The 25830-nt window shown below is 69.7% G+C and carries 21 protein-coding genes and 1 tRNA gene; 13 read left to right on the top strand and 9 right to left on the bottom strand.

Annotated features, from left to right (window positions below; genetic code table 11):
* The first annotated feature begins 15 nt into the window (after positions 1–15).
* Positions 16–966: a hypothetical protein gene (locus tag ACYVF6_RS00805; protein WP_460514614.1), complete on the top strand. Its 951-nt coding sequence runs from the start codon at positions 16–18 to the stop codon at positions 964–966.
* A 7-nt stretch (positions 967–973) separates the two neighbouring features.
* On the opposite strand, the gene ACYVF6_RS00800 is transcribed toward ACYVF6_RS00805, so the two are convergent.
* Positions 974–1867, bottom strand: coding sequence for a hypothetical protein (locus ACYVF6_RS00800; RefSeq protein ID WP_460514612.1), 894 nt, complete (start codon positions 1865–1867; stop codon positions 974–976).
* Between ACYVF6_RS00800 and ACYVF6_RS00795 the strand changes: the two genes are divergently transcribed.
* Complete coding sequence (locus tag ACYVF6_RS00795; protein WP_460514611.1) at positions 1866–2252, top strand: VOC family protein; 387 nt, start codon at positions 1866–1868, stop codon at positions 2250–2252. The genes ACYVF6_RS00800 and ACYVF6_RS00795 overlap by 2 nt on opposite strands.
* A gap of 1 nt (position 2253) precedes the next feature.
* Here the strand turns inward: ACYVF6_RS00795 and ACYVF6_RS00790 are convergent, their stop codons facing one another.
* The gene (locus ACYVF6_RS00790) at positions 2254–4476 is read right to left on the bottom strand and encodes a caspase family protein (protein WP_460514609.1); all 2223 of its coding nucleotides are present in this window, start codon (positions 4474–4476) and stop codon (positions 2254–2256) included.
* 155 nt (positions 4477–4631) lie between these two features.
* On the opposite strand from ACYVF6_RS00790, the gene ACYVF6_RS00785 reads away from it, so the two are divergent.
* From ACYVF6_RS00785 to ACYVF6_RS00770, 4 genes are all read left to right on the top strand, one after another.
* Positions 4632–6461 carry an ATP-binding cassette domain-containing protein gene (locus ACYVF6_RS00785; RefSeq protein WP_460514782.1) on the top strand — a complete coding sequence of 610 codons (1830 nt, stop codon included), beginning with the start codon at positions 4632–4634 and terminating at the stop codon, positions 6459–6461.
* A gap of 487 nt (positions 6462–6948) precedes the next feature.
* Positions 6949–8673, top strand: coding sequence for an ABC transporter ATP-binding protein (locus ACYVF6_RS00780; protein WP_460514608.1), 1725 nt, complete (start codon positions 6949–6951; stop codon positions 8671–8673).
* A gap of 179 nt (positions 8674–8852) precedes the next feature.
* Complete coding sequence (locus ACYVF6_RS00775; RefSeq protein ID WP_460514606.1) at positions 8853–9350, top strand: protein-tyrosine phosphatase family protein; 498 nt, start codon at positions 8853–8855, stop codon at positions 9348–9350.
* Between the two features lie 174 nt (positions 9351–9524).
* On the top strand, positions 9525–10526 hold the full coding sequence (locus tag ACYVF6_RS00770; protein ID WP_460514604.1) for an ABC transporter permease: 1002 nt from the start codon (positions 9525–9527) through the stop codon (positions 10524–10526).
* A 22-nt stretch (positions 10527–10548) separates the two neighbouring features.
* On the opposite strand, the gene ACYVF6_RS00765 is transcribed toward ACYVF6_RS00770, so the two are convergent.
* From ACYVF6_RS00765 to ACYVF6_RS00755, 3 genes are read right to left on the bottom strand one after another with little or no spacing between them, the layout of a single operon-like run.
* On the bottom strand, positions 10549–11205 hold the full coding sequence (locus tag ACYVF6_RS00765; protein WP_460514602.1) for a maleylpyruvate isomerase N-terminal domain-containing protein: 657 nt from the start codon (positions 11203–11205) through the stop codon (positions 10549–10551).
* Positions 11202–11765 (bottom strand): YciI family protein, encoded by a 564-nt coding sequence (locus tag ACYVF6_RS00760; RefSeq protein WP_460514600.1) that lies wholly within the window; start codon positions 11763–11765, stop codon positions 11202–11204. Before ACYVF6_RS00760 ends, ACYVF6_RS00765 begins: the two co-directional genes overlap by 4 nt.
* Positions 11766–11803: 38 nt before the next feature.
* Positions 11804–12757, bottom strand: coding sequence for an EamA family transporter (locus ACYVF6_RS00755; RefSeq protein WP_460514599.1), 954 nt, complete (start codon positions 12755–12757; stop codon positions 11804–11806).
* Between the two features lie 73 nt (positions 12758–12830).
* On the opposite strand from ACYVF6_RS00755, the gene ACYVF6_RS00750 reads away from it, so the two are divergent.
* The 4 genes from ACYVF6_RS00750 to ACYVF6_RS00735 all read left to right on the top strand — a co-directional run bounded on the left by ACYVF6_RS00750 (position 12831) and on the right by ACYVF6_RS00735 (position 17331).
* On the top strand, positions 12831–13727 hold the full coding sequence (locus ACYVF6_RS00750) for a LysR family transcriptional regulator (RefSeq protein ID WP_460514597.1): 897 nt from the start codon (positions 12831–12833) through the stop codon (positions 13725–13727).
* 66 nt (positions 13728–13793) lie between these two features.
* Positions 13794–14966, top strand: a complete 1173-nt coding sequence (locus ACYVF6_RS00745; RefSeq protein ID WP_460514595.1) for an alpha/beta hydrolase — start codon at positions 13794–13796, stop codon at positions 14964–14966.
* A 113-nt stretch (positions 14967–15079) separates the two neighbouring features.
* Positions 15080–17020 carry a PPC domain-containing protein gene (locus ACYVF6_RS00740; RefSeq protein WP_460514593.1) on the top strand — a complete coding sequence of 647 codons (1941 nt, stop codon included), beginning with the start codon at positions 15080–15082 and terminating at the stop codon, positions 17018–17020.
* The gene (locus ACYVF6_RS00735) at positions 17017–17331 is read left to right on the top strand and encodes a hypothetical protein (RefSeq protein ID WP_460514591.1); all 315 of its coding nucleotides are present in this window, start codon (positions 17017–17019) and stop codon (positions 17329–17331) included. Before ACYVF6_RS00740 ends, ACYVF6_RS00735 begins: the two co-directional genes overlap by 4 nt.
* Positions 17332–17374: 43 nt before the next feature.
* Here ACYVF6_RS00735 and ACYVF6_RS00730 read toward each other — a convergent pair whose 3' ends face one another.
* From ACYVF6_RS00730 to melA, 3 genes are read right to left on the bottom strand one after another with little or no spacing between them, the layout of a single operon-like run.
* Positions 17375–19396, bottom strand: a complete 2022-nt coding sequence (locus ACYVF6_RS00730; RefSeq protein ID WP_460514589.1) for a beta-galactosidase — start codon at positions 19394–19396, stop codon at positions 17375–17377.
* 9 nt (positions 19397–19405) lie between these two features.
* A complete protein-coding gene (locus tag ACYVF6_RS00725) occupies positions 19406–20839 on the bottom strand; it encodes an alpha-L-fucosidase (RefSeq protein ID WP_460514587.1) in 1434 nt (477 codons plus the stop codon).
* A 1-nt stretch (position 20840) separates the two neighbouring features.
* Positions 20841–22208, bottom strand: a complete 1368-nt coding sequence (gene melA, locus ACYVF6_RS00720; protein ID WP_460514585.1) for an alpha-galactosidase — start codon at positions 22206–22208, stop codon at positions 20841–20843.
* 138 nt (positions 22209–22346) lie between these two features.
* On the opposite strand from melA, the gene ACYVF6_RS00715 reads away from it, so the two are divergent.
* Both ACYVF6_RS00715 and ACYVF6_RS00710 read left to right on the top strand, forming a co-directional pair.
* Positions 22347–23096, top strand: a complete 750-nt coding sequence (locus tag ACYVF6_RS00715; protein WP_460514583.1) for a YqjF family protein — start codon at positions 22347–22349, stop codon at positions 23094–23096.
* A gap of 148 nt (positions 23097–23244) precedes the next feature.
* Positions 23245–23505, top strand: a complete 261-nt coding sequence (locus tag ACYVF6_RS00710; RefSeq protein WP_460514582.1) for a hypothetical protein — start codon at positions 23245–23247, stop codon at positions 23503–23505.
* A 48-nt stretch (positions 23506–23553) separates the two neighbouring features.
* Here ACYVF6_RS00710 and ACYVF6_RS00705 read toward each other — a convergent pair whose 3' ends face one another.
* Positions 23554–24048, bottom strand: a complete 495-nt coding sequence (locus ACYVF6_RS00705) for a YajQ family nucleotide-binding protein (RefSeq protein WP_460514580.1) — start codon at positions 24046–24048, stop codon at positions 23554–23556.
* A 114-nt stretch (positions 24049–24162) separates the two neighbouring features.
* Here ACYVF6_RS00705 and ACYVF6_RS00700 point away from each other — a divergent pair.
* Positions 24163–24244 (top strand) — tRNA-Tyr (locus ACYVF6_RS00700).
* Positions 24245–25830 lie beyond the last annotated feature (1586 nt).

Genomic DNA, 25830 nt, shown 5'->3' with positions numbered 1-25830 from the left:
CCTCGAATCGCCTTCGTGGCAACGCTGTCCGTGGCTGCCGCCGTCGTCGCTGGCGGCGGCTGCCACGACGGTGGGCAAGGGTTCGGGAGCACCACGGGAGCCGAGGGCACGACCACGCTCACGACCGAGTCACCAGTCCCGTGGCCGACGGCTGCGCCTCCGAACTACGGCCAGACGCTGGCGGACCTGCCGTACGGTACGTTCCGGCTGCATGGCGCGTTGCCCGAGGACGGCGGTCCGGCCACCGCGCGGACGTACGACCTGGAACGGCCGACCCAGCGTCGGGTGCTCGATCTCGCGGCCGCGCTCGGGTTCGGCGACGCGGAGGTCGAGTTCGGGCAGAGCCCTTGGACGGTTGTCAAGGGCGAGGCCGTCCTGCGGGTGTGGCCGGAGACCGGAGGGCTCTGGGAGTACCAGCGCGCCTCCACGTATGGGCCATCAGGCGAAAGCCCGCCGGACCGGGCGCACGCGCTGGCGACCAGCCGGCCACTGCTGCGTGCGGTCGGGTTGGACAAGCAGCGAGCGACGGTCGACACGCGCAACTCCACGACCGCGGTCGAGGTCGCACCGGCGATCGACGGCCTTGCCACGTGGGGATACGAGACCACCCTCCAGCTCGACAGCGATGGCGTCGTCGGCGGTCGTGGGTGGCTCGGCGTTCCCTCGGGCCAGGCCGCCAGGACGGTGGACGATGCGGCTCGGACGTTCCAGCGGCTACGGGCGCTGGCCGATCACCCGCCGTCGGTCGACGGGTGCCCGTCCCGGGCGTCTCGTTCGTACGTACGCATGCGCACGCCGCCCTGCCCTAACCTCGACGCATCGTTCGACGTGGTTGGCGCCCGGTTCGTCCTTGCCGTCGACGACGTGCCACGCGGCACGGCCGTACACCTGGTGCCGGCCTGGCTGTTCGAGCTGCAGAGCTCCACGACACCGCGATACGTGGCGTTTCGTGCGGCGCCGGAATAGAGCGTGCTCACGACTCCCGCGGGTCCAGGAGTACGGCGTCGGCTGGGAGCGGCCAGCTACTGGTACGCAGGCTGAGCCTGTATTCGTACGGATACTGGTCGTCCTCGTCAGCCGGAAGTGGCGCCCGGACGAAGCAGCGGTGCAGCAGCAACTCCTGCCTGCGGTCGAGGCTGAGATCAGTTCCTGCCGAATTCGGCGGATCCGGACGAGCGCCGTCGATGTAGATGCTGCCGTCCCAGTTCAGGTGGAAGCCTTCGGAGTCTTCGTACCAGCGGCTGGGCGGGGTGGCCCACCGTGAGTTGTGCCCCCAGCCGTGCGACAGGTCGCTGGTCTTGCGCGGCTCGCGGCAGGTGGTGAAGTACAGCGTCGACGTGCTGGCGATGACCGGATCGACGAGCCGGCGCGGTGCGCGCAACCGGACGCCCGCGCGGCAGAAGAGCAGGTCACCGAAATGGAAGCCCGGCCATACCAGGTCGGTCACGACCACATGGTCGAGCGTCTCGTCCGGCTCGACGGACACGATCTCGTGGTGGAACGGCGAGAACGACGTGCTGTCGTCGTAAGCCTGCAGCCCGGCCGCCTCGAAGAACTCGCGATGGGTCCGCACCGCCCGCTCGTCACCCGCGCGGCCGAGCTCCAGCAGGTAGTTGCTGACCGAGCCGAGCGCGAACAACGTGTAGAGCGCTTCGCAGTGTTCCTCGAACGCCTCGTTGCCTCGCTCGATCAGCTGCGCCTCCCGATGGCGGAGTGGCGCCAGCAGGGCGAACGTGTCGCGCGCTTCGACGGCCCAGCGGGGCAGGACCTCGTCCGGTTGCCTGCCTTCCATCAGCTCGCCGTAGCACCACCGGAAGCGTTGGTAGTCGATCAGCACTGTCCCAGCCTTCCAGTACTGTCGGCGCATGCGTTCTCGAACGGACGGAATGTGGTGGGGCGCTGCCATCGAGGCGCCGGATCCCAGCGCGCTCGCCAGGTTCTACTCCGAGCTGGTCGGCTGGCCGATCGGTCACGAGGAGCCGGGCACCGCGATCCTGGCGCCGCCGCAAAGCTCGACCTACATCGTCTTCCAACAGGCCGACGACTACCAACGGCCGGTGTGGCCGCCGGTCGAGGGCAAGCAGCGGCCGATGATGCACTTCGACTTCCAGGTCGGCGATCTGGACGCCGCGGTGGCCGAGGCGGTGGCGCTCGGCGCCACGGTGGCGCCGGACCAGCCACAGGAGAACGTACGCGTGCTGTTCGACCCGGCGGGACATCCGTTCTGTCTCTGCCTGGACGCCGACGAGTGATCTAGAGCCCGGCTCCCGGCCCCTGGCTGCGGGCGATGCGATTGTTGCGCACAACCGCGTTGATCACGTAGATCAGGGTGCAGGCGAACGCCAGCGTGATGGCGATGCCGGCCAGGTAGAAGTCGCCACCCGCCAGCAGCACGCCGGCTGTGATGGCCGTGATCACCAGGTGCAGCAGGGCGCACACGGCGGCGGCGTACCCTGCGAGGAGCCGCCGTGACCGGAGGCCGGCGCCGGCCAACGTCAGCGCTCCGATGAGGAACGCCAGGACGAGCAGGAAGCCTGGCAACTCGGACAGCGGCGTGTCGGCCGCCATCTCGACGATCCGGCCACCTCCCGATCCGGCCGAACCTCCGCTGCTTTCGATCGGGAGGAAGAGGGCTACCAGCCAGAGCACCGCAGCCGCCAGCAACCAGAGCGGTTGATCGCGCCGTGGGCCACTTGGTCTGGCTCGTTCGCCAGCTTCGACAGGTTTGGGTGGCTCGGACGCTGCGCGCCCTGGTGCCCGTCCCGCCGCCGCCATCATCGCTTCCACACGCTCGGACAGCGGACTGTCGCCGGGCTCCTCTATCTCAGCGGCGGCTGGCGCCGCCTCCGCGACCGTCGCTTGCGAACGCTCAGACCCCGCGACGTCGTCGGGCTCCTCGGATTCTGCGGCCACCGGCTCGGACGCCAAACCTTCGAACGCCACCTCGGACCCGGCAGCCGGTGCCTCCGGCTCCGCGACCGTCGCTTGCGAACGCTCAGACCCCGCGTCGTCGCCGGGCTCCCCGGACCCTGCAACCACCGGCCCGGACGCCAAACCTTCGACCGCTTCCTCCGACCCGGCAGCCGGTGCCTCCGGCCCCGCGGCCGACGCAGGCGCTCGCGGCGCGGGCGCCGTGGCTCCGGCAGGCTCCCCAGGCTCGGCGGCGCGTCTCGTCGCCGCCGGCGCTTCGACTCGCACCGGTGTTGGGAGTACCTCGGGCTCCTCCGGTTCGGCAGCGGGTGGCTCCGGCGCCGCAGGAGGTGCTTCGACCTCCACCCGTACCGGCAGGGTGCCGCCCGTCCAGCGCAGCTGGAGCTCGAGGTCACCCGAGGGCACATCGTCTCCGACGGTGACCACCAGTTCGCCGTTGTCGACGGATGCGGTCAGGCCGTCCGGTGCCGCTTCGACGAAGGCCTCCATACCGATCGCCGAACCGCTCAGGGTCGCCCGGGCGGTCGTTCCCGGCGACGCCGCGAGCTGGGCAGGTGAGACGCGCGGCTGGCACGCCTTCAGGCCGAGATCCGCGGCCGCGCGTACTCGCAGCGAGTCGTCTTCCGTCAGTTCGACCAGTGCGGCGACCGCGGCCCGCGCCATCGGCAGGTCGTCGCTGGTGGCCCGGTGCCGTAGGTCGGTCGCGGCTCCGAGGCGAGCCGCGGGCACCGGGCTGGCCAGCAGCTCACGGATCTCGGGCGGCAGTACGGTCACCACGGCGCGGGCACCGCGCGGGTTGCGGGTGATGTGGAGTTCGCCGCTGGAGCCGAACGTCCAGATGTGCGGGGTCTGCGGCTGGCCGGCGCGGGCGATGTGCTGGCGGATGTGGTCGAACAGTTCGTTCAGACCGACCCAGCCGTCGCCGTCGCGGTCGGCGTGGCCGTCGGTGATGGCGTCGCGCATGGCGGAGGCGAAGACCGAGGGCTGGACGTGGGTGTCGGTGAGGCGCTCACCCTCGAAGGCGTACTCGATCGCGCTCGACGCGGTGATCACCGCGCGGGCCCGCGCGCCGGAACCCAGCGAGACGAACGCGTCGCCGACCTGAGGGTCACCGGCCGCGCGAGCGACCATGCCGCGAGCGAACGCGCCGCCGTAGCAGCAGTCCAGGAACACGACAGCGCCTTCGGCGCGGCTGGAGTTGAGCAGCGAGCAGAGGAACTGGGCCGCCACCGCGGTGGACTGCAGCCGGTTGGGTCGGGTGTCGTGAGCGGCGAAGTAGAGGTTGCCCTGGACGTCCTTCAGGCCGTGGCCCGACAGGTAGAGCAGCACGAGGTCGCCGGGCATGGAGTCGGCGAACAGATCCTCCAGCGCGAGCCGCATCTCCTGTGCCGAAGGGCTTTCCAGGGTGTCGACGGTGAACGGGCCGACGCGTGGATCGGCGAACAGGCCGCCCAGCTCCACGGCGTCCCTGGCCGCCGACGGCAGCTGAGCCAGCTGACCGTCGGCATACGTCGAGGTCGACACGAACAACGCACGCCGGGTCATACCCACCTCCCCTACGGCCAATTGTGCGTACCCGGTGCCTCCGCCGCCCCGGAAACGCCGAAACCCACCTATGTCGGTGGTCCCACCTATTGTCAGAAACCCTCACCAAACCGCCCCTCACCCACCAGAACCGGAGGTGCCCCGACGTGCTCGCCATGGTGCGCTACGCCTTTCGGCTGTTGCCCGCGGCCGCTCTGAGCTGCCTCCTGCTGCGGCTGCTGGGCGCGGGCCTGCTGGTGGTGACTCCGCTGCTGGTGGGTGCGGTGGTGGGCCGGCTCCCGGAGGTGGCCGATTCCGGTGTCTCGGTCTCGTTCGTCGCACAGCTGGCCGCGCTGCTGACCGCTCTCCCACTGGGCAACGCCATCGAGGCCGTGGCGGCCGTGCCGTTGGAGCGGCTCGAGGCGGAGGTGGAGCGAGACGTCTTTCTACGCCTCGGTGCCGCGGGGTCGGCTCGGCCGGGGCTGGCGAGCCTGGAGGATCCGGAGCAGGTCGGCCGGCTGCAGCGGGTCAGCCTCCAGCGATGGCAGCTCCTCGCCGGGGTTCGGCTCGCGTGCGGCGGGTTGATCGGCTCGGCGCTGGGGTTGCTGGGGAGCGTCGTCGCGCTCGGGGTGGTCTTCTCCTGGTGGGTGGCGTTGCTGCTTCTGACCGCGGCCATCGGGCGTTCGCTTTACGGCGCGCGCAACATGAACCGGCAGATGGACGCGTGGAGCTCCCAGACCGAGGGGCAGAAGCACGCGACGTACGCGTTCAGGCAGGGGATGGGTGGTGCGGCCAAGGAAGTGCGGATCTTCGGGCTCGCCGGGTTCCTGCGCGATCGCTACTGGACTCACCTGACCGACGCCCTGCGTCCGTTCTGGCGGTTGCGGCGGCGGCAGGCAGTGGAGGCTTCGCTGGTGGGGCTGGTTGAGGTCGCTTTGCTGGTGGGGGCTGTGGTCTACGCAGGCTGGCAGGCCTCTCACGACCAGCTGACGTTGGCGGGCCTGGCGGCGACGCTGCCGCTCGTCCTCGCGATCTCGGCGGTCAACCTCGAGCAGGTGTCCGAAGTCCAACGCGGCGCGGCGGTCCACCAATGGATGCGCGCGCTCGATCCGAGTGGGCCGGGCGGATCCGTTGAGGTCATCGACGTAACGGCTCGGGATGCCCAACCGAGTCGGCAGAGCACAGGCGCGCCTCAGATCGTCTTCGATGACGTCCACTTCGCTTATCCGCGAACCGCCAGGCCGACGTTGCGTGGACTCACGATGACCCTCGACGCGGGTGCGGCGGTGGCTTTGGTGGGCGTCAACGGCGCGGGAAAGTCAACGCTGGTGAAACTGCTGGCCGGCGCCTACCGCCCGACCGCCGGCCGGATCCTCGTCGATGGCGTCGACCTCGCCGAGCTCGACGAAGAGGGCTTACGCGCCTGGCAACAGCGGATCGCGCCGATCACGCAGGACTTCGTACGCCTCGCCCTGCCGGCCGGCGACAACATCGAGTTGGGTGCGGGCCGGCTGTGGTCCGGCCGCATCGACGGAGACCAACCACCCCCAACCGCGGCGATCCGGCAGGCAGCGGCACGCGCCGGGATCACCGACCTCGTGGAGGGTTTACCGCGGCAATGGGCAACCCCGCTTGACAAAACCCTGCCAGGCGGCGCCGACCTCTCCGGCGGCGAATGGCAGCGACTTGCGCTGGCCCGCGCCCTGCGTGCGACCGACGCGGGTGCCGGTGTCCTCGTGCTGGACGAGCCAGCCGCCGCTCTCGACGTGGAGTCGGAGGCCCGACTGGTCAGCGGTTACCTCGAGCTCACTCGATCGGTGACCTCCCTGGTCATCTCCCACCGCTTCTCGGTCGTCCGCCCTGTCCCGAAGATCTGCGTCCTCGAACACGGCCGAATCGTCGAGCAAGGCTCGCATGACGACCTCATGACCCCCGGCGGCCGCTACCACGACCTGTTCACCATGCAGGCCAGCCGCTACGCCTCCACCGCGGGAGGTCAACCATGACGGTCCCTCCGCCCGCGACCTGGTTCCGCTCCCCCAACCTGCAGCCAGCGCTCCGCCCTCGCCGACCCACCGCTGCTACGGCCGACGGGCGCCACTCACGCACTGCCTGCTCGCCAACGCCGGCGCCGGCGCCGGCGCCGGCCAGGCATCTCTCACGGATCATCGCCCTCTGGCCGTCAACTGACCGGCGCGCGAGGCCGCTCACTTCCGTCGCCGACGCGGCCGACCAGCCGCTCCAGCGGCCAACCACCCCACCCAGCAAGGCGATTGCCGGCAACGCACGGCCATCGGAACGCAGGCGGCGACAGACGCGGGCGGTGTCTCCGTTGGCGATCCGCCACCGCTCGTCCACCTCTCGGCCCGCCTTCGCGGGTGCTGTCCTCTCCCACGTCGGAGGGCGGCCATGAACCTCTTGCGAATTGTCGGGCTTTGGTTGTCGACTGCGTGGCGGGCGGCGCCTTGGCTGACGGTGGCGATGTGCGGGTGCATGATTCTGACCTCCACGTTGCCGGCCGTAGGCGTGCTCGGTGTGAGCCAGGTGATCGCCGCGTTCACGGCCAGGCAGTCGATCTGGCCGGGCATCGTCATCACGGCGGCCGCGCTGCTCGTGATCGCGGTTGTGGGCCAGGTGACGTGGCCGGTCAGCGACACGGTTGAGGATCTGGTGTCGAGGCAGGTACACGACGACCTGTTGCGGCTCACCGCCGAGATTCCGTCGATCGCGCATCATGAGGACCCCGCGCTGTCGGACCGGATCGGGATCATCGAGGACGACGTGAACGCGCTCGTCGGCGGGCCGCTTCTGCTCGGCATGCTCGGCTCGGTCGCCAGCACGATCACCGTCATCGGGCTGCTCGCCTCCGTGCATCCGGCGTTGTGCCTGTTGCTCGGCGTCGCCCTGCTCCCCGCGTTCGTCGAGGCGCGGAGCGCGCAAGCCCGCAACGAAGTCCAGCTCACCAACGAGCGCTACCGCCGGCTGGCGCAGCGGTGCGTCGACGTGCTGAGTGCGACCAGGCAAGGCCTGGAGGTACGTTGCTTCGGCCTCGCCGGTCCCCTCCTCGCGGTCAGTGGTGAAGCGATGCGGCAGCGCACCCGTCCGCGGATCGCCGTCACGAGGCGGTTCACCGGGTACGCCGCAGCCAGCTGGCTGGTGTTCGGCGCGGCCTACGCGGCCGCCGTCTGGTGGACCGTCTTCCGATTACGTGACGGCTCGGCCGGCGTGGGCGAGCTCTCGCTGCTGCTGCTCATCGGCGCGCAGGTCGTGTCCGCGGGCCAGGCGATCACCAGCAACACGCGGATGGTCGTCGACCAGTTGCAGGTGTTCGGGCGCTACCACTGGCTGCGCGACTACTCCGAGCGTCGGCGCTGGCAGGAGGCCACGCATACGCCGCCGGCCGTTCTCAGCGACGGGATCCGGCTACGCGGAGTCTCGTTCGCCTATCCCGCAAGCCGTTCTGACGGCGACGCCGGCCAAGACAGCGTCGGCGGACGGATGGCGGTACGCGACGTCGACCTGCACCTGCCGGCCGGCTCCACGGTCGCGTTCGTCGGGCCCAACGGCGCCGGCAAGTCGACTCTGGTCAACCTGCTGGCCCGCCTGTACGACCCGACGACAGGCACCGTGGAAGTCGACGGGGTGCCGCTCACCGACCTCGACCCCGTGGCTTGGCGAGAACGCATCTCGGCCGGTTTTCAGGACTACGCGACGTTCGAGTTCACCGCCGCCGACAGCATCGGTGTCGGCGACGTGGAGCAGCGAACCGACCGTACGCGCCTCGCGGCCGCCGTCGCCGGCGGTCAGGCCGGCGCCGTGATCGACGGTCTGCCACAGGGACTCGACACCCAACTCGGGTCGGGCTTCGATGGCGGCGTCGACCTGTCCGGCGGGCAGTGGCAGCGGCTCGCCCTCGCGCGAGCGTTCATGCGAGACCGGCCGCTGCTGATGCTGCTCGACGAACCCACGGCGGCGCTCGATCCGCAAGCCGAACACGCGCTGTACGAGCAGTACGCCACGACCGCGCGCGAGCTGGCCAGGTCGACCCGCACGGTCACTGTGCTCGTCTCGCACCGGTTCTCGACAGTTCGGATGGCGGACCTGATCGTCGTCGTGCAGGACGGGCGGGTCAGTGAGCTCGGCTCACACGACGAGTTGATGCGCGCCGGCGGGCACTACGCGCGGCTGTTCGATCTGCAGGCGAGCGCCTACCGCTGACCCTGCGGACAGAGCGGCGGCCACGATGTCGTTGGAGTTCGAGTAGGTCCAGCCCCGCCCGGCACGACGTACGGCTGGTGCACACAACGCCACGTCGATCTCCTGCTGCGGAACCCACATCAAGCCCGAGGGTCCACCGCGGTTGGCAGGTCGGCACGGCATCTCGTACCGTCTCCGTCGTGGCTCCCCGAAAGGAACAGAAAGAACAGAACCGCCAGCCGCGGACGCTCGAGCTCCCAGCCGGCGGCACCGTGCTCGCCCGCGGCCTGCGCGGCACGGCGGAGCCGGACCCGCCGCCGACGTTCGGACTGTACCTGCTGGGGCATCCGCTCAACCGCCCGAGCTGGTACGGCCGCTACCTGGTCGGCCTCCGCCCGTGGACGCCACCGTGGCCGTACGCCCGGATCGACTGGCCCGACTTCTCCGCACCACGTCAGCCCGACCAAGCCGTGGGCGAGCTGCGCGAGCTACTGACGCGAGTCGGCAACGGCGAACGAGTCGAAGTCGCCTGCGGCGGCGGCCGTGGTCGTACGGGAACCGCGCTGGCGGCGCTCGCCGTGCTGCAGGGCGCACCAGCCGCCGAGGCCATCGCGTGGGTACGCCGCGCCTACGACCCGAAGGCAGTCGAGACGGCAACGCAACACCGCTTCCTCGATCGAGTCGCCGGCACCGCTTGACCACGACCCGCCGGAACTTGAGGCGGACTCGCCGCGACAATGCCGCCCAAACACCGGAAAACGACCGCGCGACGATAACCAATCGCTCACAAACCAAGGGCTTCACGGGTCAACAGCCCCAGTATCGAGTAACACTCGGACCTTGACTCCGTCAGCTCACGGGAGGTTCGAGCCATGACCGGATACATCGTTCGCCGGCTGCTCGCCGGTGTACTCGTCCTGCTCGCGACCTCGACATCGACGTTCATCCTGTTCTTCGCAGGTCCGGTCAATCCGGCCGAATCGCAGTGCGGCACTCGCAACTGCCCGCCGGAACGGATCGAGCGGATCGAGCGGGCGCTCGGCCTGGACCAGCCGAAGCTCAAGCAGTACGCCGATTTCATGGGCGGACTGTTCGCCGGCCGCGAGCTGCGGGCGGGCGAATGGGTCAAGCAGTGCCCGGCCCCGTGCTTCGGTTACTCGTTCCGGCAGGACCGGCCGGTCACCGAGATCATGGCCGAGCGCATTCCGGTGACGGTCTCGATCGCCGTCGGTGGCGCCACGATCTTCCTGTTCGTGGGTGTCGTGCTGGGTGTGCTCGCCGCGATCAAACGAGGCACGGTGATCGACAAGGCGCTGGTGGGCGCGTCGATCGGGGTGAGCTCCGTGCCGTACATCGTGGTCGCGATCCTCGCCTACCTCTACCTCGCCGTGGCCTGGCAGCTGTTTCCCCGGACCGGATACCACAACCTGTTCGGAGAGGGCGGCAGCCTGATCGGCTGGGTCAAGGGACTGCTCCTGGCCTGGATCGTCCTGGGTCTCTACAACACGACCCAGTACGCCCGGTTCAGCAGAGGCTCGATGGTCGAGACCCTTGGCGAGGACTACGTGCGTACGGCGAGGGCCAAAGGGCTCCCCAACCGCGCGGTCTACGTCAAGCACGCGCTCCGCGCCGCGATCGCCCCGGTCATCACGATCTTCGGACTCGAGTTGGCCGGCCTGCTGGTCAGTGCGGTGTTCACCGAGCAGGTCTTCCAGCTCGAAGGGCTGGGACGGCTCTCACTGCAGTCCGTGCAAAGCGGCGACCTCCCGATCGTGATGGGCACGGTGATGTTCACGTCGGCAGTGATCGTCATCGCCAACCTCGTGGTCGACGTCGCCTACAGCTTCATCGACCCGAGGGTACGACTGGCCTAAGCCAGGCCGGTTGACGCGGAGGTCAGCCGAGCACCAACGGGAGCTTGGCTGCCAGGTCGCCGAGCTCCGCGCGTTCCGCAGCAGTGGGTGCGCGGCGCCCGGTGCCGACCAGCAGGACATCCACGTCGGGCCAGCCTGCGGGAAACGGCGAGCCGGCGAGCTGCTCCACCATCGCGCGCGTACGCGCCAGGCCCGAGCCGGCCGGCCCCTCCACGTGCGGAAGGTGCGCTACCAGGTCGAGGTGGTGCAGCGTCCACTCCAGTACGTAGGCGTCGAGGTAGTCGCCCGCGGTGAGCACCTGTTCCTGCGTACGGACGCGCACGCTCCGGTCCGCCAGGTCGGCGGCGCGTCCCGCGGCCGAGCCAACGTCGTCGAGGTGGAAGGCGAGCAGCGCAGGGTCCTCGTAGGCAGCTGCCAGCCGGACGGTCAACGCGGACAGCGGATCGTCGGCGTCAGGCGGCGCGCCGGCGATCGTCCAGTAGGTCACCGCGTCGCGCGTCGGCTCCTGATCGGTCGGCGTCACGAGCGTGATCAGCACGTCCTGCGCGTCGATGACCAGGTGACAGACCAGGTCGCGGACCAGCCAGCCGGCACAGCCGGACGGCTTGGCGTGGTCCTCGGTCCGCAAGCCCGCGACCGCTCGCCGCAACGCCGCCCACGAAGGCGAGAAGAGCGTCACGACCGTCCGCCGAACTGCCAGGCGTGCACCTCGATGTGCGCGTACCGCTCAGAGTCCAGGAGGACGTCGCGCGCGTCGTCCGGCCCCGGCGCCCGGACCAGCGCCGCCGTTCCCAGCCAGGTCACGCCGTCGTCGGCGAGCAACGGGCCGTACGCGATCAGCTCGTCCCGCGCAGCCGGCGGCGGCAGCGGCGGCTCGAACGAAGCGACCGGCTCCGATCCGAAACCGAGCACCAGATACCGATTGCCACCCTCCCGGCCGCCGTGGAAGTCCCACATCGTGCGGCCCAGCAGGTTGCGCCACCGCCGCAACATCACGTCCCTGTAGACCCCGGCCTGATAGTTCGGCTCGTCGAACGCGAACGCCCGCGCGGCACCGGCGTCCGCCAGATCGACGACATGCACGCTCCCGGTGAACGTCTCCCCGTCCGGGCTGAACGTCGGCCCGCGCGCGATCATCCCGTCGGCGTACCGGTCCATGTAGGACCAGTGCCGCTCCCACAGCTCCTCGCGCAGGGCCAGCGACCCGGGCCGAACCCGGTGATAGCAGAAGAACTCCATACCGACAGTCCTAGCAGCCACAACAGTGGACAGCCGATCTACACCGCCGTACGCGAGTCCGTTACCACGAGCTCCGCAGCCTCAGCCCGCGACCGACGACGGACGCGGAGGCGGAGGCGGAGACGCCTCACCATCCCCTGCGCGACGAGCACACCGATGATCAGGAGTACGCCGCCCACGAGCTCGGCCGCGTTCGGCACCTCGTCGAGGATCGCCCAGGCCGACGCCATCGCGACCGCCGGTGCGAGCAGCACCCACGGCACCACGGAACTGGACGGGTTGCGGGCCAGGAGCGCGTTGAACGCCGCATAGCCGACCAGGGAGGCGAGACCCGCGGTGTAGAGCGTCGACAACGCGGCATGCCAACCGAAAGCCGCCAGCCCGTCGCGCACACCACTCGGCCCGTCGACGACGAACGACAACGCCAGCAGCGGAAGCGGTACGACGGCCGCCGACCACACGGTGAGCCCGAGACCACCGGGAGCCCTGGCCGCGCGCGAGACGACGTTGCCGATCCCCCACGACAGTCCGGCGAGCAGCACCAGCACGAGCGGGACGAACGTGACGTGCCCGCCCCGGCCGAGACCGACGACGACCAGGCCGAGCGTCCCGAGCACCACGCCGCCGACCTGGGCGGCGGTCGGCCGCTCCCGCAGGACCCTGGCGGCGATCACGATCGTGAACACCACCTGCGACTGGAGTACGAGCGCGGCCAGCCCAGGTGGCATGCCCGCGTCCATCGCGACGTAGAGCAAGCCGAACTGTCCCAGCGACATGAACATCCCGACGCCGACGATCGTGCGCCACGGCACCGCCGGCCGTGGAACCAGCAAGCAGGCCGGGAACGCGACGACCGCGAACCGGATCGCGGCGAAGAGCAGCGGAGGTACGTCGTTGCCGCCATGAGCGGCCAACCCCCAGTCGATGACGACGAAGTTGAAGCCCCAGATGGTGGCGACGAGAGCGGCGAGAAGCAGGTCACGGCGGGTCACGGCTCCCAGCGTCCCGCAGCCGACCGTTAAGCACCAGCGAATACTTCTTCACGTAAACCGTTACGATCGCTTCATGATCGACCTTGCGGCACTGGTGGCGTTGCGTGCGGTCGGCACCCACCGCACCGTCACCGAAGCGGCGGTGGCGCTCGGCTTCACGCCCAGCGCGGTCTCCCAGCAGGTGAAGCGGCTCGAACGGCAGACCGGCGTGCCCCTGCTGGAACGGGTCGGCCGCGGTGTCATGCTCACCCGCGCCGGCCGGCACCTCGTGGACGAGGGCGCGCGGCTGCTCGCAGACCTCGAGTCCCTCGAAGCCGGCTTGCACCGGCAGGCCGGCACGGTCGCCGGGAACGTCCACCTCACCGCCTTCTCGACAGCCATGCGCGGGCTCGTCGCGCCGATGGCCCGCGCCCTGCTCGACGCCTATCCGGAGCTCTCGCTCCAGCTCGTCGAGCGTGAGCCCTGGGACACCATCGAGCTCGTCGCGACGGGTCGAACCGACCTCGGAGTGGTGCACAGCTGGGGCGACATCCCGCTCGGAATTCCCGAGCACCTGGAGGCCACGGCCGTCGCGTACGACGTCGCGGACGTGATCGTGCACAGCAACCATCCGCTGGCCGGGCGGACCCGTGTCCGCCCCGCCGACCTGGTCGAAGAGCACTGGATCGCGACGCCGGAGGGCACGATCTGCCGGCAGTGGCTCACGCGGATGTTCGACGGCACCGGACGGCTCCCCCGCATCGCGCACATGTCGATGGAGTTCGACAGCCACCTGGCGCTCGTCCGGGCCGGCCTCGGGGTCGCGCTGGTTCCACGCCTCGGCCGCGCCTCACTCGGCGACGGTCTCGTCGCACTGGAGGCCGACGACCCGGTTCCGACCCGCGAGATCGTCGTGCTCCACCGGCGGAGCATGACCGAGTCACCCGCGATCGGCGTGGTTCTGGAGGCGCTCCGCACCGGCGTCTCCTGAGCCCGCCGCCGGGGGCATGACGTGGCTACGCTCGACCACGTTGCCCTGACTTCGGAGGAGGACGAGATGGACGTGCGGGGACGCGGACGGCGGGAGTTCCTCGGGTTGATGGGGGCGGCGCCTGAGCAGGCGCTGGCCGAGATCCGGCTGCGTTCGCCGCAGCTGTACGAGTCGGTGGTCGACGTCGGGTTCGGCGCGATCCTGGCCCGGCCAGAGCTCGGTCGCGAGCAACGCGAGCTTGCCACAGTGGCGATCCTGGCCGCCCTCGGCGGCGCCGAGCAGCAGCTCGCGCTGCACGCCGGTGTGGCGCTGCGGGCCGGGCTCAGCCCGTCGGAACTACTGGCGTTGTGCGAGCACGTCGCCGGCTACGCCGGCTTTCCGCGCGCGTTGAACGCGGCGGCCGTGGTGGATCAGGCGATAACGGACGCTGGGTTGCCGCGGCCGCCTCGCATGCGTTCCGTCCAGTTGAGCGATCGCGAGACCGTCGTCGCCGAGTTGGGCGAGACCGGCCCCGCGGTCGTACTGGTGCACGCGCTCGGGCTGGACTGGCGGATGTGGGAGCCGGTGATGCCCGCGCTGGCCGCCGGCCGGCGCGTGCTCGCCTACGACCTGCGCGGGCACGGCGTTGCCGCCGGCAGCCCTGCCCCGTACACCATGGACGACACCGCCGACGATCTGCTCGCCGTGCTCGACGCGCTGGAGATCGAGCAGGCGCACGTGGTGGGCCTGTCGTTCGGTGGCGGTGTCGCGCAGACCGCCGTCGTACGCCGGCCGGACAGGTTCGCCTCGCTCGCGCTGCTCGCCACCGTCGACCAGCCGCTGGACGCTTTCGAGGGGCGCGCGCGAGCAGCCGAGGACGAGGGCATGCCCGCACAGGTGGCGCCGTCGCTGACCCGCTGGCTGACCCCGGCAGCGATCGCCGAGAACGGCTGGGGCGTGCGGTATGCCCGCGAGCGTGTGCTGCGCGGCGACCCGGCCGACTGGGCAGGCGCGTGGCGGGCGTTCCAGAGCCTGGATGTGCAAGGCCGGCTTGACACGCTCGGGCGGCCCGTACTCGTCCTGGCCGGCGAACTCGACGCGTCCACGACACCCGAGATCATGGCCGGCATCGCCGAACGCATTCCCGGATCGCGGTACCAGCAGCTCCCGGACACCCCGCACATGCAGACCCTCGAACAACCGAAGCTGGTCGCCCAGGCACTCGACGCCTTCCTGCCAAGCGAAGCAGCGCCAGGCTAGGCCGGATCGCTCGCAGGTACATCTTTCGACGGTTGCCTCGTCCGCCGGACGGATGCGTCCGCTCCGTCCGGCGGAGGATGTCTCTGCCAGGGAACGCGAAGTACGTTCGCCTCATGCCTGATCACTCGGACCTTCGACGAAACCGTCCAACCAGAAGGGGCATCCGCCGGGTCGCGCTCGCCCTGGGTGTGTCCGCTCTCACCGCTCCGCTCGCGCTGATCGGTGTCGACGTGAGCGCCGCCGCGCCGGAGAGCGAGCGCAACCACGTTTCGGGCGGCATCGACGGCGACGCGCTGCGCCAGCGGATCAGCCGGGAGAAGCCCAAGGAGGTACGAGCGGCCGCGAACGCGCCGAGGCTGACCGAGCGGGAGGCAGCCGGCGGCAACGACCGGATCGCCGACGCAGAACGCATGCCCAGGCCACAGGCCCGCCACGATTGGACGCTGCGGATCGACGGCACGCTGAAGACCGAGCAGGTAACGCCGGTTGACGTCGAACCGAACCAGGAGGACGACGGGGCGATCCCGCTCGCCCGCGACCTGGAGCTCGGCGGCCAGCGCCGTGGGATCAGCACCACAGGCGAGATCGGTGACGGGCCGCACGGCTCGAAGGGCACGAAGACCGGCGACTACGACTTCTACCGCGTCGACGCCGCGGCCGGCGACACTCTCGACCTCGACCTCGATCCTGGTGGCGAGCTGACCCCCAACGCGTTGCTCTACGACGCCAACGGCAACGTGCTGATCGGTGCCCAGGACCTGACCGGCAGCGGTGCCGTACACCTTTCGCATCCGATCGAGCGGGCCGGCACGTACTACCTCGCGGTCGGCACCTACATCCCGAAGGATCCGTTCGATCCCGCGTCCGGGCTCGCCGTGATGACCGAAGGGCCGTACCAGCTCGACGTCACCCTGCGCAGCGACCGGATGGCCGACACCGATGTCTACGCGATCCCGCTACGCAAGGGCGACGTGCTGGGCACCACCGTGAGCGGCTCGGCCCGCCGGATCGCGATCCACCAGCTGGACGGTGAGCTCGTCCAGGGCTCCGCGGTCGACGTCGGGCCGATCTATCCTGCCGACTCGCCGCTTCCCCGCGGTGGTAACGCCACCGCCAACCACGTCGTCGAGCAGACAGGGCTCTACTACGTCGCGGTCAGCGACGGCTCCGGCGACTACTCCCTCACAGTGGCCTCACACCCCGCGCCGTCGACGAAGGACGAACCTCCGCAGACCGTCCTGCTGGACTTCAGCGGCCCGACGTTCGACAACAGGGTGTTCGGCGCGGCCGTGGTCACGCCGGGCGTACGCGAGGTCAGCCCGATGCGGGACTTCCTGCCACGGTGGGGACTGCAGGAGTCCGACGAGCAGGCCGTGATCGAGGGCGCCACCGAACGCGTACGAGAGATCCTGCGCGACGACATCCCTGGCTCCAAGGTTCGGATCACGAACTCGCTGGAGGATCCGGACCTGTTCGGGAAGCCTGGGGTCAGCCGCGTGATCGTCGGTGGCACCGTCGAGGAGGCCGGGCTGTTGCCCGCGTTCGGCTTGTCACAGTCCATCGATCCCGGCAACTTCGTCCGCGAGGAGACCGCGATCGTGATGCCGGAACTGATGAGCGGTGACGAGAATCCGGCGTCGCTGAACCACTTCATGACCGACGACAGCGACCGGATCCGCGCGGTCGGCCAGGCCGTCGGCAACGTCACCGGCCACGAGATCGGCCACTTCCTCGGCAACTTCCACACCGACGACTACGACGACCACACCAACGTGATGAACACCGGCAACCTGCTGGAGTTCTTCGCCGCCGGACCGGACGGTGTGGCCGGCACCGCGGACGACGAGCGCATCGGGATGCGCACCAGCGCGTACGACCTGCTGCAAGGGCTGTCCGGTGTCGAGAGCACCCCGGCCCGGACGAGCGTCGCGCTGCGCGGAGCGGGTCGTCGCACACGGGCGGCTCACACTGGCGCGCCAGCATGCCGCCAGCGCCTCCGACCAGGATGGACGCGTCCGCGAGACGTGGGTTATTCCTTGAGGAGAAGACGATGACGCGTAGGACACGGACTTTCATCGCCACGGCACTGACGCTCGGAGCCGTCCTGGCAGGAGCGTCGCCGGCGCTCGCCGTCGCGGCCGCCCCTGCCGCGCGGGCTCCCCAGTCACAGACCACCGGTGCGATCGACGTGATGGCCGCCTGCTTCCCGAACCCACCGGCCGGCGACGGCTGGCACACGACCGGCGTGTTGTACGGAACCTGCAGCGAGTGCATCGCGGAGGCAACCCTGTACAGCAAGGGCGGCTGGGACACGCACTGCCAGACCCAGGCGCCCGGCGTCCACGTCCTGTGGATCCGGCCGTAACCGACCGGGAAAACCCTGACGCGACGGGCGGCCGCCCGTCGCGTCAGTTTGCTGTGAGCAGGCGGACGCCGCGAACGGGAAGCGTCGTGGTGCTCTCGACCTCCTCGTTGCTCAGCAGGTCGGTGTGCCGGCCCGCGGGCAGCGGGACCTCCACCTCGGCGCCGCTGTGGTTGAGGAGGTAGAGCACGGCCGTCCCGTCCGGCGCCACGCGGCGGCTGACCTCGACACCTGCCGGCGGCTCGACGCCCAGCGGACAAGCGATTCCAGCTTCGGAGGCCAGCGCACCGACCAGCGAGCGCAGGCTGTCGGGCGTCAGCAGCGTCGCCAGGAAGTACGCCCGGCCGTCGCCCACGACGTTACGGGTCAGCGCCGCCTCGCCGGCGTAGAAGTCCTTCTCGTAGACGGCGACCGCCTCCGCGCCCTCCAGCCAGACCCGCTCGCACAGGACGCCGGACGGCAGCGAGGTTCCCGCGGCCAGCGAGCCGATCGCGGAGTCGAGCCGCAGCGCGTTGGTACGGTCCGGCGGGCAGGCGTCGGTCTCCTCGACGGTCAGGCCCAGCAACGACCGCAACGGGCCCGGCGCACCACCCGGATGTACGAGGTCGTCGGCGTCGACCAGCCCGGTGAACGGCGTTGCCAGCAAGGTGGCGCCGGCCCGGACGCGTTCGGCGAGCCGCTCGGCCTCGGCGGACTCGAGCATCGTCAGCACCGGCGCGACGATCAGGTCGTAGCGCGACAGGTCGGCCCGCGGCGACACGACGTCGGTCTGGATTCCCAAGGCATACAAGGCGGCATACGCCGCCCGGCACTCGTCGAGGTAGTTGAGATCGTCGCTCGGACCGGAGGAGTACGACAGTCCCCACCAGTTCTGCCAGTCGAACAGCACGGCTGCCCGCGCGTCGACCCGGCCCTCGAGCGTCCGCGTGCCCAGCGCCGAAAGTTCCCCGCCCAGCTCGGCCACCTCACGGAACACTCGTGCGTCCGAACGTCCGGGATGCTCGACCACCGCGCCGTGCAGCTTCTCGATCCCACCGCGCGACCGCCGCCACTGGAAGTACATGACGGACTCCGCGCCCTGCGCCACCGCTTGGTACGACTGCAGCCGCAACAGGCCCGGCGGCTTCAGCCAGTTGTACGGCTGCCAGTTCTGCTGCGACGGGCTCTGCTCCATCAGCAGGAACGGCTGCCCCTCGCGCAGCCCGCGCATCAGCGCGTGGTTGAACGCGACGGTCGACGGCGGGTCGTGCGGCCGCGGGTAGTTGTCCCACGACACGATGTCGAGCTCCTGTGCCCACTCCCGGTAGTCCAGCGGGAAGAACGGGCCCATCAGATTCGTCGTGATCGGTACGGTCGGCGTCACCGAGCGCAGGATCTCAGCCTCCGCACGGAAGCAGCCGAGCAGCGCGTCCGACGCGAACCGTTGCCAGTCGAGCCGCAGCGCCTGGATCGCGCGTTCGCCCTTGTTGTAAGGCGGTTCGACCTGCTCCCAGTCGGTGTAGGTGTGCCCCCAGAACGCGGTGTTCCAGCGCCGGTTGAGCTCCTCGAGCGAGCCGTGCCGCTTCTTCAAGTACTCACGGAACGCCTCGGCGCACAGGGCGCAGTAGCAGATCGTGCCGTACTCGTTGCTGACGTGCCACAGCTGCAACGCCGGATGGCCGGCGTACCGGTCGGCGATCGTGCGTACGAGGGTCGTCGCCAGCCGGCGGAAGTTGGGCGAGGACGGGCAGAACGTGTGCCGGTTGCCGTGCCGTCGCCGGATCCCGTCGGCGTCGACGACGAGCACGTCGGGGTACTGCTGGTCGACCCAGGCCGGCACGGAGGCCGTCGCCGTGGCCAGGCAGGCGCCGATCCCGTTGTCGGCAAGGCGGTCGAGCACAGAGTCGAGCCACTTGAACGTGAACGTCTGCTCGTCGGGCTGCAGCGCCACCCAGCCGAACACGGGCAGCGTCACCGTGGTCACATGCGCCTCGCGCATCAGGCGGACGTCTTCCGCCCAGACCTTTTCCGGCCACTGGTCGGGGTTGTAGTCGGCGCCGTACAGCACCTTGCCGAAGTTCACGCTCACGCTGTCACCCTAGTCCGAGAGTTCGAGAGCCAGACAGTTGACGTACGCCGTTGGCCGTTGCTCGGGCAAGCGTACGGCCAGCACGCCGTACGGCTGTTCGAACGGAACCTCTCCGACGCCGAGCAGCCTTACCCGCTTGACCTTCTCGGCCGGAGTCAACGACTGAATGACCGCGACGTCGTTGTCCGGCCAGCGCAGCTGGAATGCGTACACCGTGTCGTCGCGCCGGGTGAACCGGAAGTCGGCGCTGGTCCACTCGACGGCGTCCTCGCTGAAGCCCTCGATCCGCACGCGGCTGACGCCCTCGCCGGAGACGCGGAACGGGCGGGTGCCGTAGATCCCCTCGCCGCAGGTCGCCGTCCAGGCGGCGAGCTCGCGTAGCAGGTGCGTGAGCTCGGCGTCGAGCGTGCCGTCGGGGCGCTGCGGCACGTTCAGCAGCAGGTTGCCGTTCTTCGCGACGATATCGACGAGCAGTTCGATGACGTGGCCGGGCGTCTTGTAGACGTCCTTGACGTTGTAGAACCAGTCGCCCACCGACGTGTCGGTCTGCCAGGGCTCCGGCTTGATGTCGGGCTCCTGGCTGCGTTCGATGTCGAGCACACCGATCGAGTAGATCTCCGGCCGGCGGTCCTTCTGGTTGTAGACGGCCTGGTTCACGCCGCCGTGCAGGGCCGCGCTGGTGTTGTAGAGATGGGCGACGAGGTGCAGCCCCGGCGCGTAGCCGGCTTCGCCGAACGGCGGCGGGCCGTCGGAGTAGAGCAGGTCCGGCTGGTACTTGTCGACGACCTCCTTGATGCAGTCGAACCAGCGCTGGTGCCACCACGGGTTCGACGTGTACCACGGATCGAGCTTGCCCGCGAGCGCGTCGGGGCTGTAGTGCTCCTGGTTCGGCAGGTAGAGGTCCTCGAACGCCGGGTCCGTTCCGTCGTAGTGCTTGTTGACCGCCCACCAGCTGAACGTCGCGCCCAGGTGCTCGGTGAGGCCGAACGGCAAGCCGTGCTTGACGGCAGCCGCCTTCCATCTGGCCACGATGTCCTGGTGCGGGCCGACCTGCACGGAGTTCCACCGGTGCAGAGCCGAGTCGTAGTTGAAGAAGTGGTCGTGGTGCATCGCCTGGCCGACGAAGTACTTCGCGCCGGCCGCGGCGTAGAGTTCCATCAGGCCGTCGGGATCGAAGTTCTCGGCCTTCCAGAGCTGGACCAGATCCTTGTAGCCGAACGTCGCCGGATCGCCGTACGTCCTTACGTGGTAGCGATGCTGGTCGCTGCCCGGACGGTACATGTTGCGGGCGTACCAGTCGCCGAACCGCGGCACGCTCTGCGGACCCCAGTGCGACCAGATGCCGAACTTCGCGTCGCGAAACCACCGCGGTGTCTCGAACTCGCGTAGCGACTCGAACGTCGGCTCGAACGGACCGTCCGCGATGCTGGCCTCGAACGTCATCTCACGCCTTCAGCTCGGGCGGCAGCAGCGCGGCGTGCGCGGCGAACAGGTCGTCGACCATCGAGCGGATCTGCTCCAGCTTGAGCAGCGCGCCGGTCAGCGGATCCATCATGACGGCGTGGTAGACGTGCTCCCGGTTGCCGGTGATCGCGGCGGTGACGGCGAGCTCCTGGACGTTCATGTTCGTCCGGTTGATCGCGGCGCACTGCGGCGGCAGGTCGCCGATGACGGTGGGCTGGATGCCGCCCGCGTCAACCAGGCAAGGGACTTCGACGCACGCACCCTGCGGCAGGTTGCTGATGATGCCGCGGTTCTCGACGTTGCCGTAGATCACGCTCTTGATGTCGGTCTCCATGCTGTTGACGATCGACGCGCCGTATTCCACCGACGGCTTCAGCTCGTCCTTCAACCTGGCCAGGAGGTTCTCGGTCTGCCCGTCCTCGTCGTGGGCGGCGCAGATCTCGTAGTAGTCCCACCGTCTCGGGATGTAGTCGAGCACGCTCTCGGCGTTCTTGCGGAAGTACGGCTGGTACTCCGACGCGTGGTGGCTCGACTCGGTCTGGAAGTAGCCGACGGCGTCCATGATCATCGTACGGACGCGCTCGACGCCGCCCTCGTAGACCGAGGCGCCGCGGCCGGCTTCGGAGTGGTCACCGTGGTCGTCGGCGAACTGGCTCGCGTCGCGCCAGCCGAGGTGGCGTTCCTTCATCAGGTCGCGGAGGCGGGGGTAGAGGTCCTCCTTGCCGCGCTTGAACTCCAGGAACCAGGCCTGGTGGTTGATGCCGGCGGAGATGTAGTTGACCTCTTCGTACGGCACGTCGAGCTCGCGGGCCAGCATGCGGGACGTGCCCTGGACGCTGTGGCAGAGGCCGACTGGGCTGAGGCCGAGGTGGTTGAGGTACCACGTGGCCATCGCCATGGGGTTGGCGTAGTTGATCAGCTGGGCGTCGGGGCAGACCTCGTGCATGTCGGCCGCGATCTCGCGGTAGGCGTTGACCGACCGGAGGAACCGGAACACGCCGCCGGGGCCCACGGTGTCGCCGACGCACTGGTCGATGCCGTACCGGCGCGGGATCTCGACGTCGTGCTGGTACGACTCGACGCCTCCGACCTGGAACGTGATGATCACGTAGTCGGAGCCAGTGAGCGCTTTCCGACGGTCGGTGGTGGCCTCGACCCTGGCGGGGAGGCTGTGGTGCGCGATGAGGTCGCGGGCCGCTCCGGCCGTGCGCTCCAGCCGGGTCTCGTCGATGTCGAGCAGCGACAGGGTGCAGCTCTGGAGGGCGGGGAAGGACAGCAGGTCGCCGATCAGCCGGAGGGGGAACACGTATCCGCCGGCGCCGATGATGGTGATTCGCGGGCTCGCCATGGTTTTGACGCTAGCGGCGGATCGGGCGTACCAGGGGGTCGGCGGGTTGCCAGAACCGGTCTGCGTCGTTCGGCCGGTCGAACGCCTCAGGTCACGTCCAGCCGAGGTTGACGGCTCCGGCCGTGGGATGCTGGCGGCGTGCTCGACCCGGCGGGGCCTGGCCCCGAACCCGTCACCGCGGATCCTCCGCGGTCGTACCCGCGGGCGCTGCTCACCCAGTCGTGGCTCGACCTGACCTTCGTGCACTGGGCGGTGTCGCCGTCGATCGTGGCGCCGCTGCTGCCGGCCGGGACGGTTCCGGACACGTTCGAGGGCGTCACGTATGTCGGGTTGGTGCCGTTCCGGATGCACGGGATCGGCTGGCTGGGGCTGCCCGGCGTGCCGTACCTCGGCAGCTTCCCGGAGACCAACGTCCGGCTGTACTCCGTCGACGGCTTCGGGCGGCGCGGCGTGGTCTTCCGCTCGCTGGACGCTTCGCGGCTGGTTCCGGTGGTCGTCGGGCGGATGGGGTTCGGGCTGCCGTACGTGTGGTCGCGGATGCGGATCTCGCGTTCGGGCGACACCGTGACGTACGTGAGCCGCCGGCGGTGGCCGGGGCCGGCCGGCGCTGCCAGCCGGGTCACGGTGCGGCTGGGGGCGCGGATCGAGTCGCCGAGCGCGCTCGAGCACTTCCTCACGGCCAGGTGGGGGCTGCACAGTGACCGTGCGTTCCTGCCGAACGCCCATGCCCGGTGGCCGCTGCACCGCGCCGAGCTGGTCGAGTGCTCGCAGGATCTCACCGCCGCGGCGGGGCTCCCGCCGGCGTCGGAGCTCGGGGAGCCGGTGAGCGTGCTGTACTCACCGGGCGTGGCCGTCCGCTTCGGCCGGGCCGTGCGGCGGCCGGCGTGAGACCTGTCCGGCCCCTGCTCTTCCTCGACGTCGACGGACCGCTCCTTCCGTTCGGCGGGGCGGGTGGCTACCCGGCATACCTCGATCCACCGGGCGGGGCGAGCCCGCTGCTGGCCCGCCGCTGCTCGGGCTGCCCTCGCTGCCCGTCGTGACCTGGCCGGAGCCGACGGCAGCGGCGTCGGACGCGTGGGACGGGCTGCACTGGAAGACCCGCACGCTGCTCGAATGGGCCGCCGGCCGCCCGTACGCCTGGATCGACGACGAGATCACGGAGGCGGACCGCGCCTGGGTGGCTGCCCGCCGCGGTGGGCAGGCGCTGCTCCACCGCGTCGACCCGCGCACCGGCCTGGACGACGCGGACTTCGCGGTGCTCGGCGAGTGGTTCGCCACACACCAGAGCCGGCGCTGAAGTCGGGCATATGCCGCGAATTACAGCGCCGGTTCTTGGCGTGGTCGTTCAGCGGTAGTTGACGAACTGGACGGCGAAGTCGAAGTCCTTGTCCTTCAGCAGCTTCATGACGGCCTGCAGGTCGTCCTTCTTCTTGCTGGAGACGCGGAGCTCCTCGCCCTGCACCTGGGCCTTCACGCCCTTCGGACCCTCGTCCCGGATGATCTTCGCCACCTTCTTGGCGTTCTCCGTGGAGATCCCCTGCTCGAGCGTCGCGTTGATCTTGTACACCTTCCCGGACGGCCGCGGGTCGGAGGTGTCCAGGTGCTTCAGCGAGACGCCGCGCTTGACCAGCTTCTCCTTGAACAGGTCGAGTACGGCCTCGGCGCGCTGCTCGGAGTTCGCCTGGATCTCGATGCCGAACTCGCCGGACCACTTGAGGTCCGCATCGGTCCCCTTGAAGTCGAACCGCTGAGAGATCTCCTTGGCGGCTTGCCTGAGCGCGTTGTCGGCCTCCTGCCTGTCGACCTTGCTGACGATGTCGAACGAGGACTCGCCGGCCATCCGGGCTCCTTTCGAGATGTGACTTCGGGTCTGCGCGTACTTCGGGTGGCCCACCCTGGGCCCCATCGGTACGCCTGCGCTATCCTCTCAACTCGCCGTCGCAGTACGGCACCCGGCAGGTTGCCCGAGCGGCCAAAGGGAGCGGTCTGTAAAACCGTCGGCTTCGCCTACACTGGTTCGAACCCAGTACCTGCCACACCAGCGAAAACGGCCCCTGACCTGCATGTCCAGGTCCGGGGTCGTTTCATGTGCGAGCTGGCACGTACCCGGCTGAACCCGGCCAGATCCAGCTGTACACGGACGTCCGCTCCCCATACGCTCCCCAAAACCGTCGGCCGGACCTGGGCCGAATCGCCGGTTGCGACGCCAGGCACCCGGCCGGGCTGTCGGATCTCAGGCGACGAACCCGACGAACCCGCGGCCTGCCGCACACCACTCCGGTCGTCGCGCCAACCAGAGACGGCGTGCGGGTGCATGACGTTGGCGCATCCAGCGTCAGTTGCGCCCGTCGCTTTGCACGACCCGCCCAACAGGCCCGCGCCGGCCCGTGGCGCCGCTCTCGATGCCTGGCACGGCCCGCCAACGGCAACCTGACCGCCACCCGCCCGCCGACGGTCAGCCCGGCATGCGCAACCTGCTGACTTGCTGCGGCCGATCCGGAGCATGCCGGCGGCCCGCCCCCACGCTCAGCGCAAGCGGGAGTTGGAGGACCTCGACAGGACGGGAGCGACGGGCGTACTCGGCGGACATGGGCCACCTCCAGGACGCGTGGACAGCCGATGCCTGGAGTAGGTACGCCGAAACGGCCTGGTGTGACATGGCACGAGCCAGACGCGACGCCGACCGGCGTCCCCCATCCGTCATCCACAGGGCCGAAAATCCGGACATACCGACCATAGGATTCGGCCCCGGATGGCCCGTTTGCCCTGGTCAGAGAGGGTAGGGCGGGCGGGACTCGAACCCGCGACCAAGGGATTATGAGGAATCCCTACCGGGTGCTCAGTGGCGCTGACGTGCAGCGATACAGACGCCACTACCGCCACAAGCGGTCAGAAACGCCACCGCTCTCCCCCATTTCGCACCACGATTGGTTCCACGGGCGCGCCTCCAAATACCCCGACGCTGGTACGGAACCAGGCGTCCGGTCTGGTTTGGCGCCGCTCGGCTCCGCGCCAACCTCATGTGAGGGAGCGGCGTGTGACTGGGACACTGACAGCCGCTTGGACGTGGGAGTCGCCGCCGATCCACGTCCTAGCATCTGACGAGTCCGGCTTCACCGTGGGCCACGACCTCGTGAGAGACGGCGGTGTGGCGCTCTGACCGTAAGGGGGTAGCGTCAGGGCCGAGAGGACGGCTGCCAACCATGAGCACTTACGGCGAACACCTACGCTCTAATTACACGGCTGCCAGCCCAGGCGAGGGCACCAAGGACCCCAGGCGATTCACGGGGCCACCGGACCAGTGCCGCAAGGGTGGGTCCCACCGTTGGAACAACAACGCGGAGCAGCCCGAAGCGCGGTTGAAGACCAGCAAGCCCGAACAGGACCTTCGGGTCCGGCTGGGCTCCTGCGTACGCTGCGGTGACACGTTGCTGGCCATCAGCTCCCACGCCGACCCGCGTTGGGCCGTGCACGAGCAGCTCACCAGCTTCCGTCCGGCCGAGGACAGGTTAGGAGATACGTCCTAGATCGCCAGGGCAGCACCCCCGGGTCCGGGCGACCGCCACGCCAACGCGACCATTCCCCACCGCCACGCCGAGGAACCCTCGGCCACTTCGACTAT

The sequence above is a fragment of the Flindersiella endophytica genome (assembly GCF_054779015.1).
The sequence above is the reverse complement of the archived record's forward strand: the minus strand, read 5'-3'. Positions and strand labels throughout refer to the sequence as shown.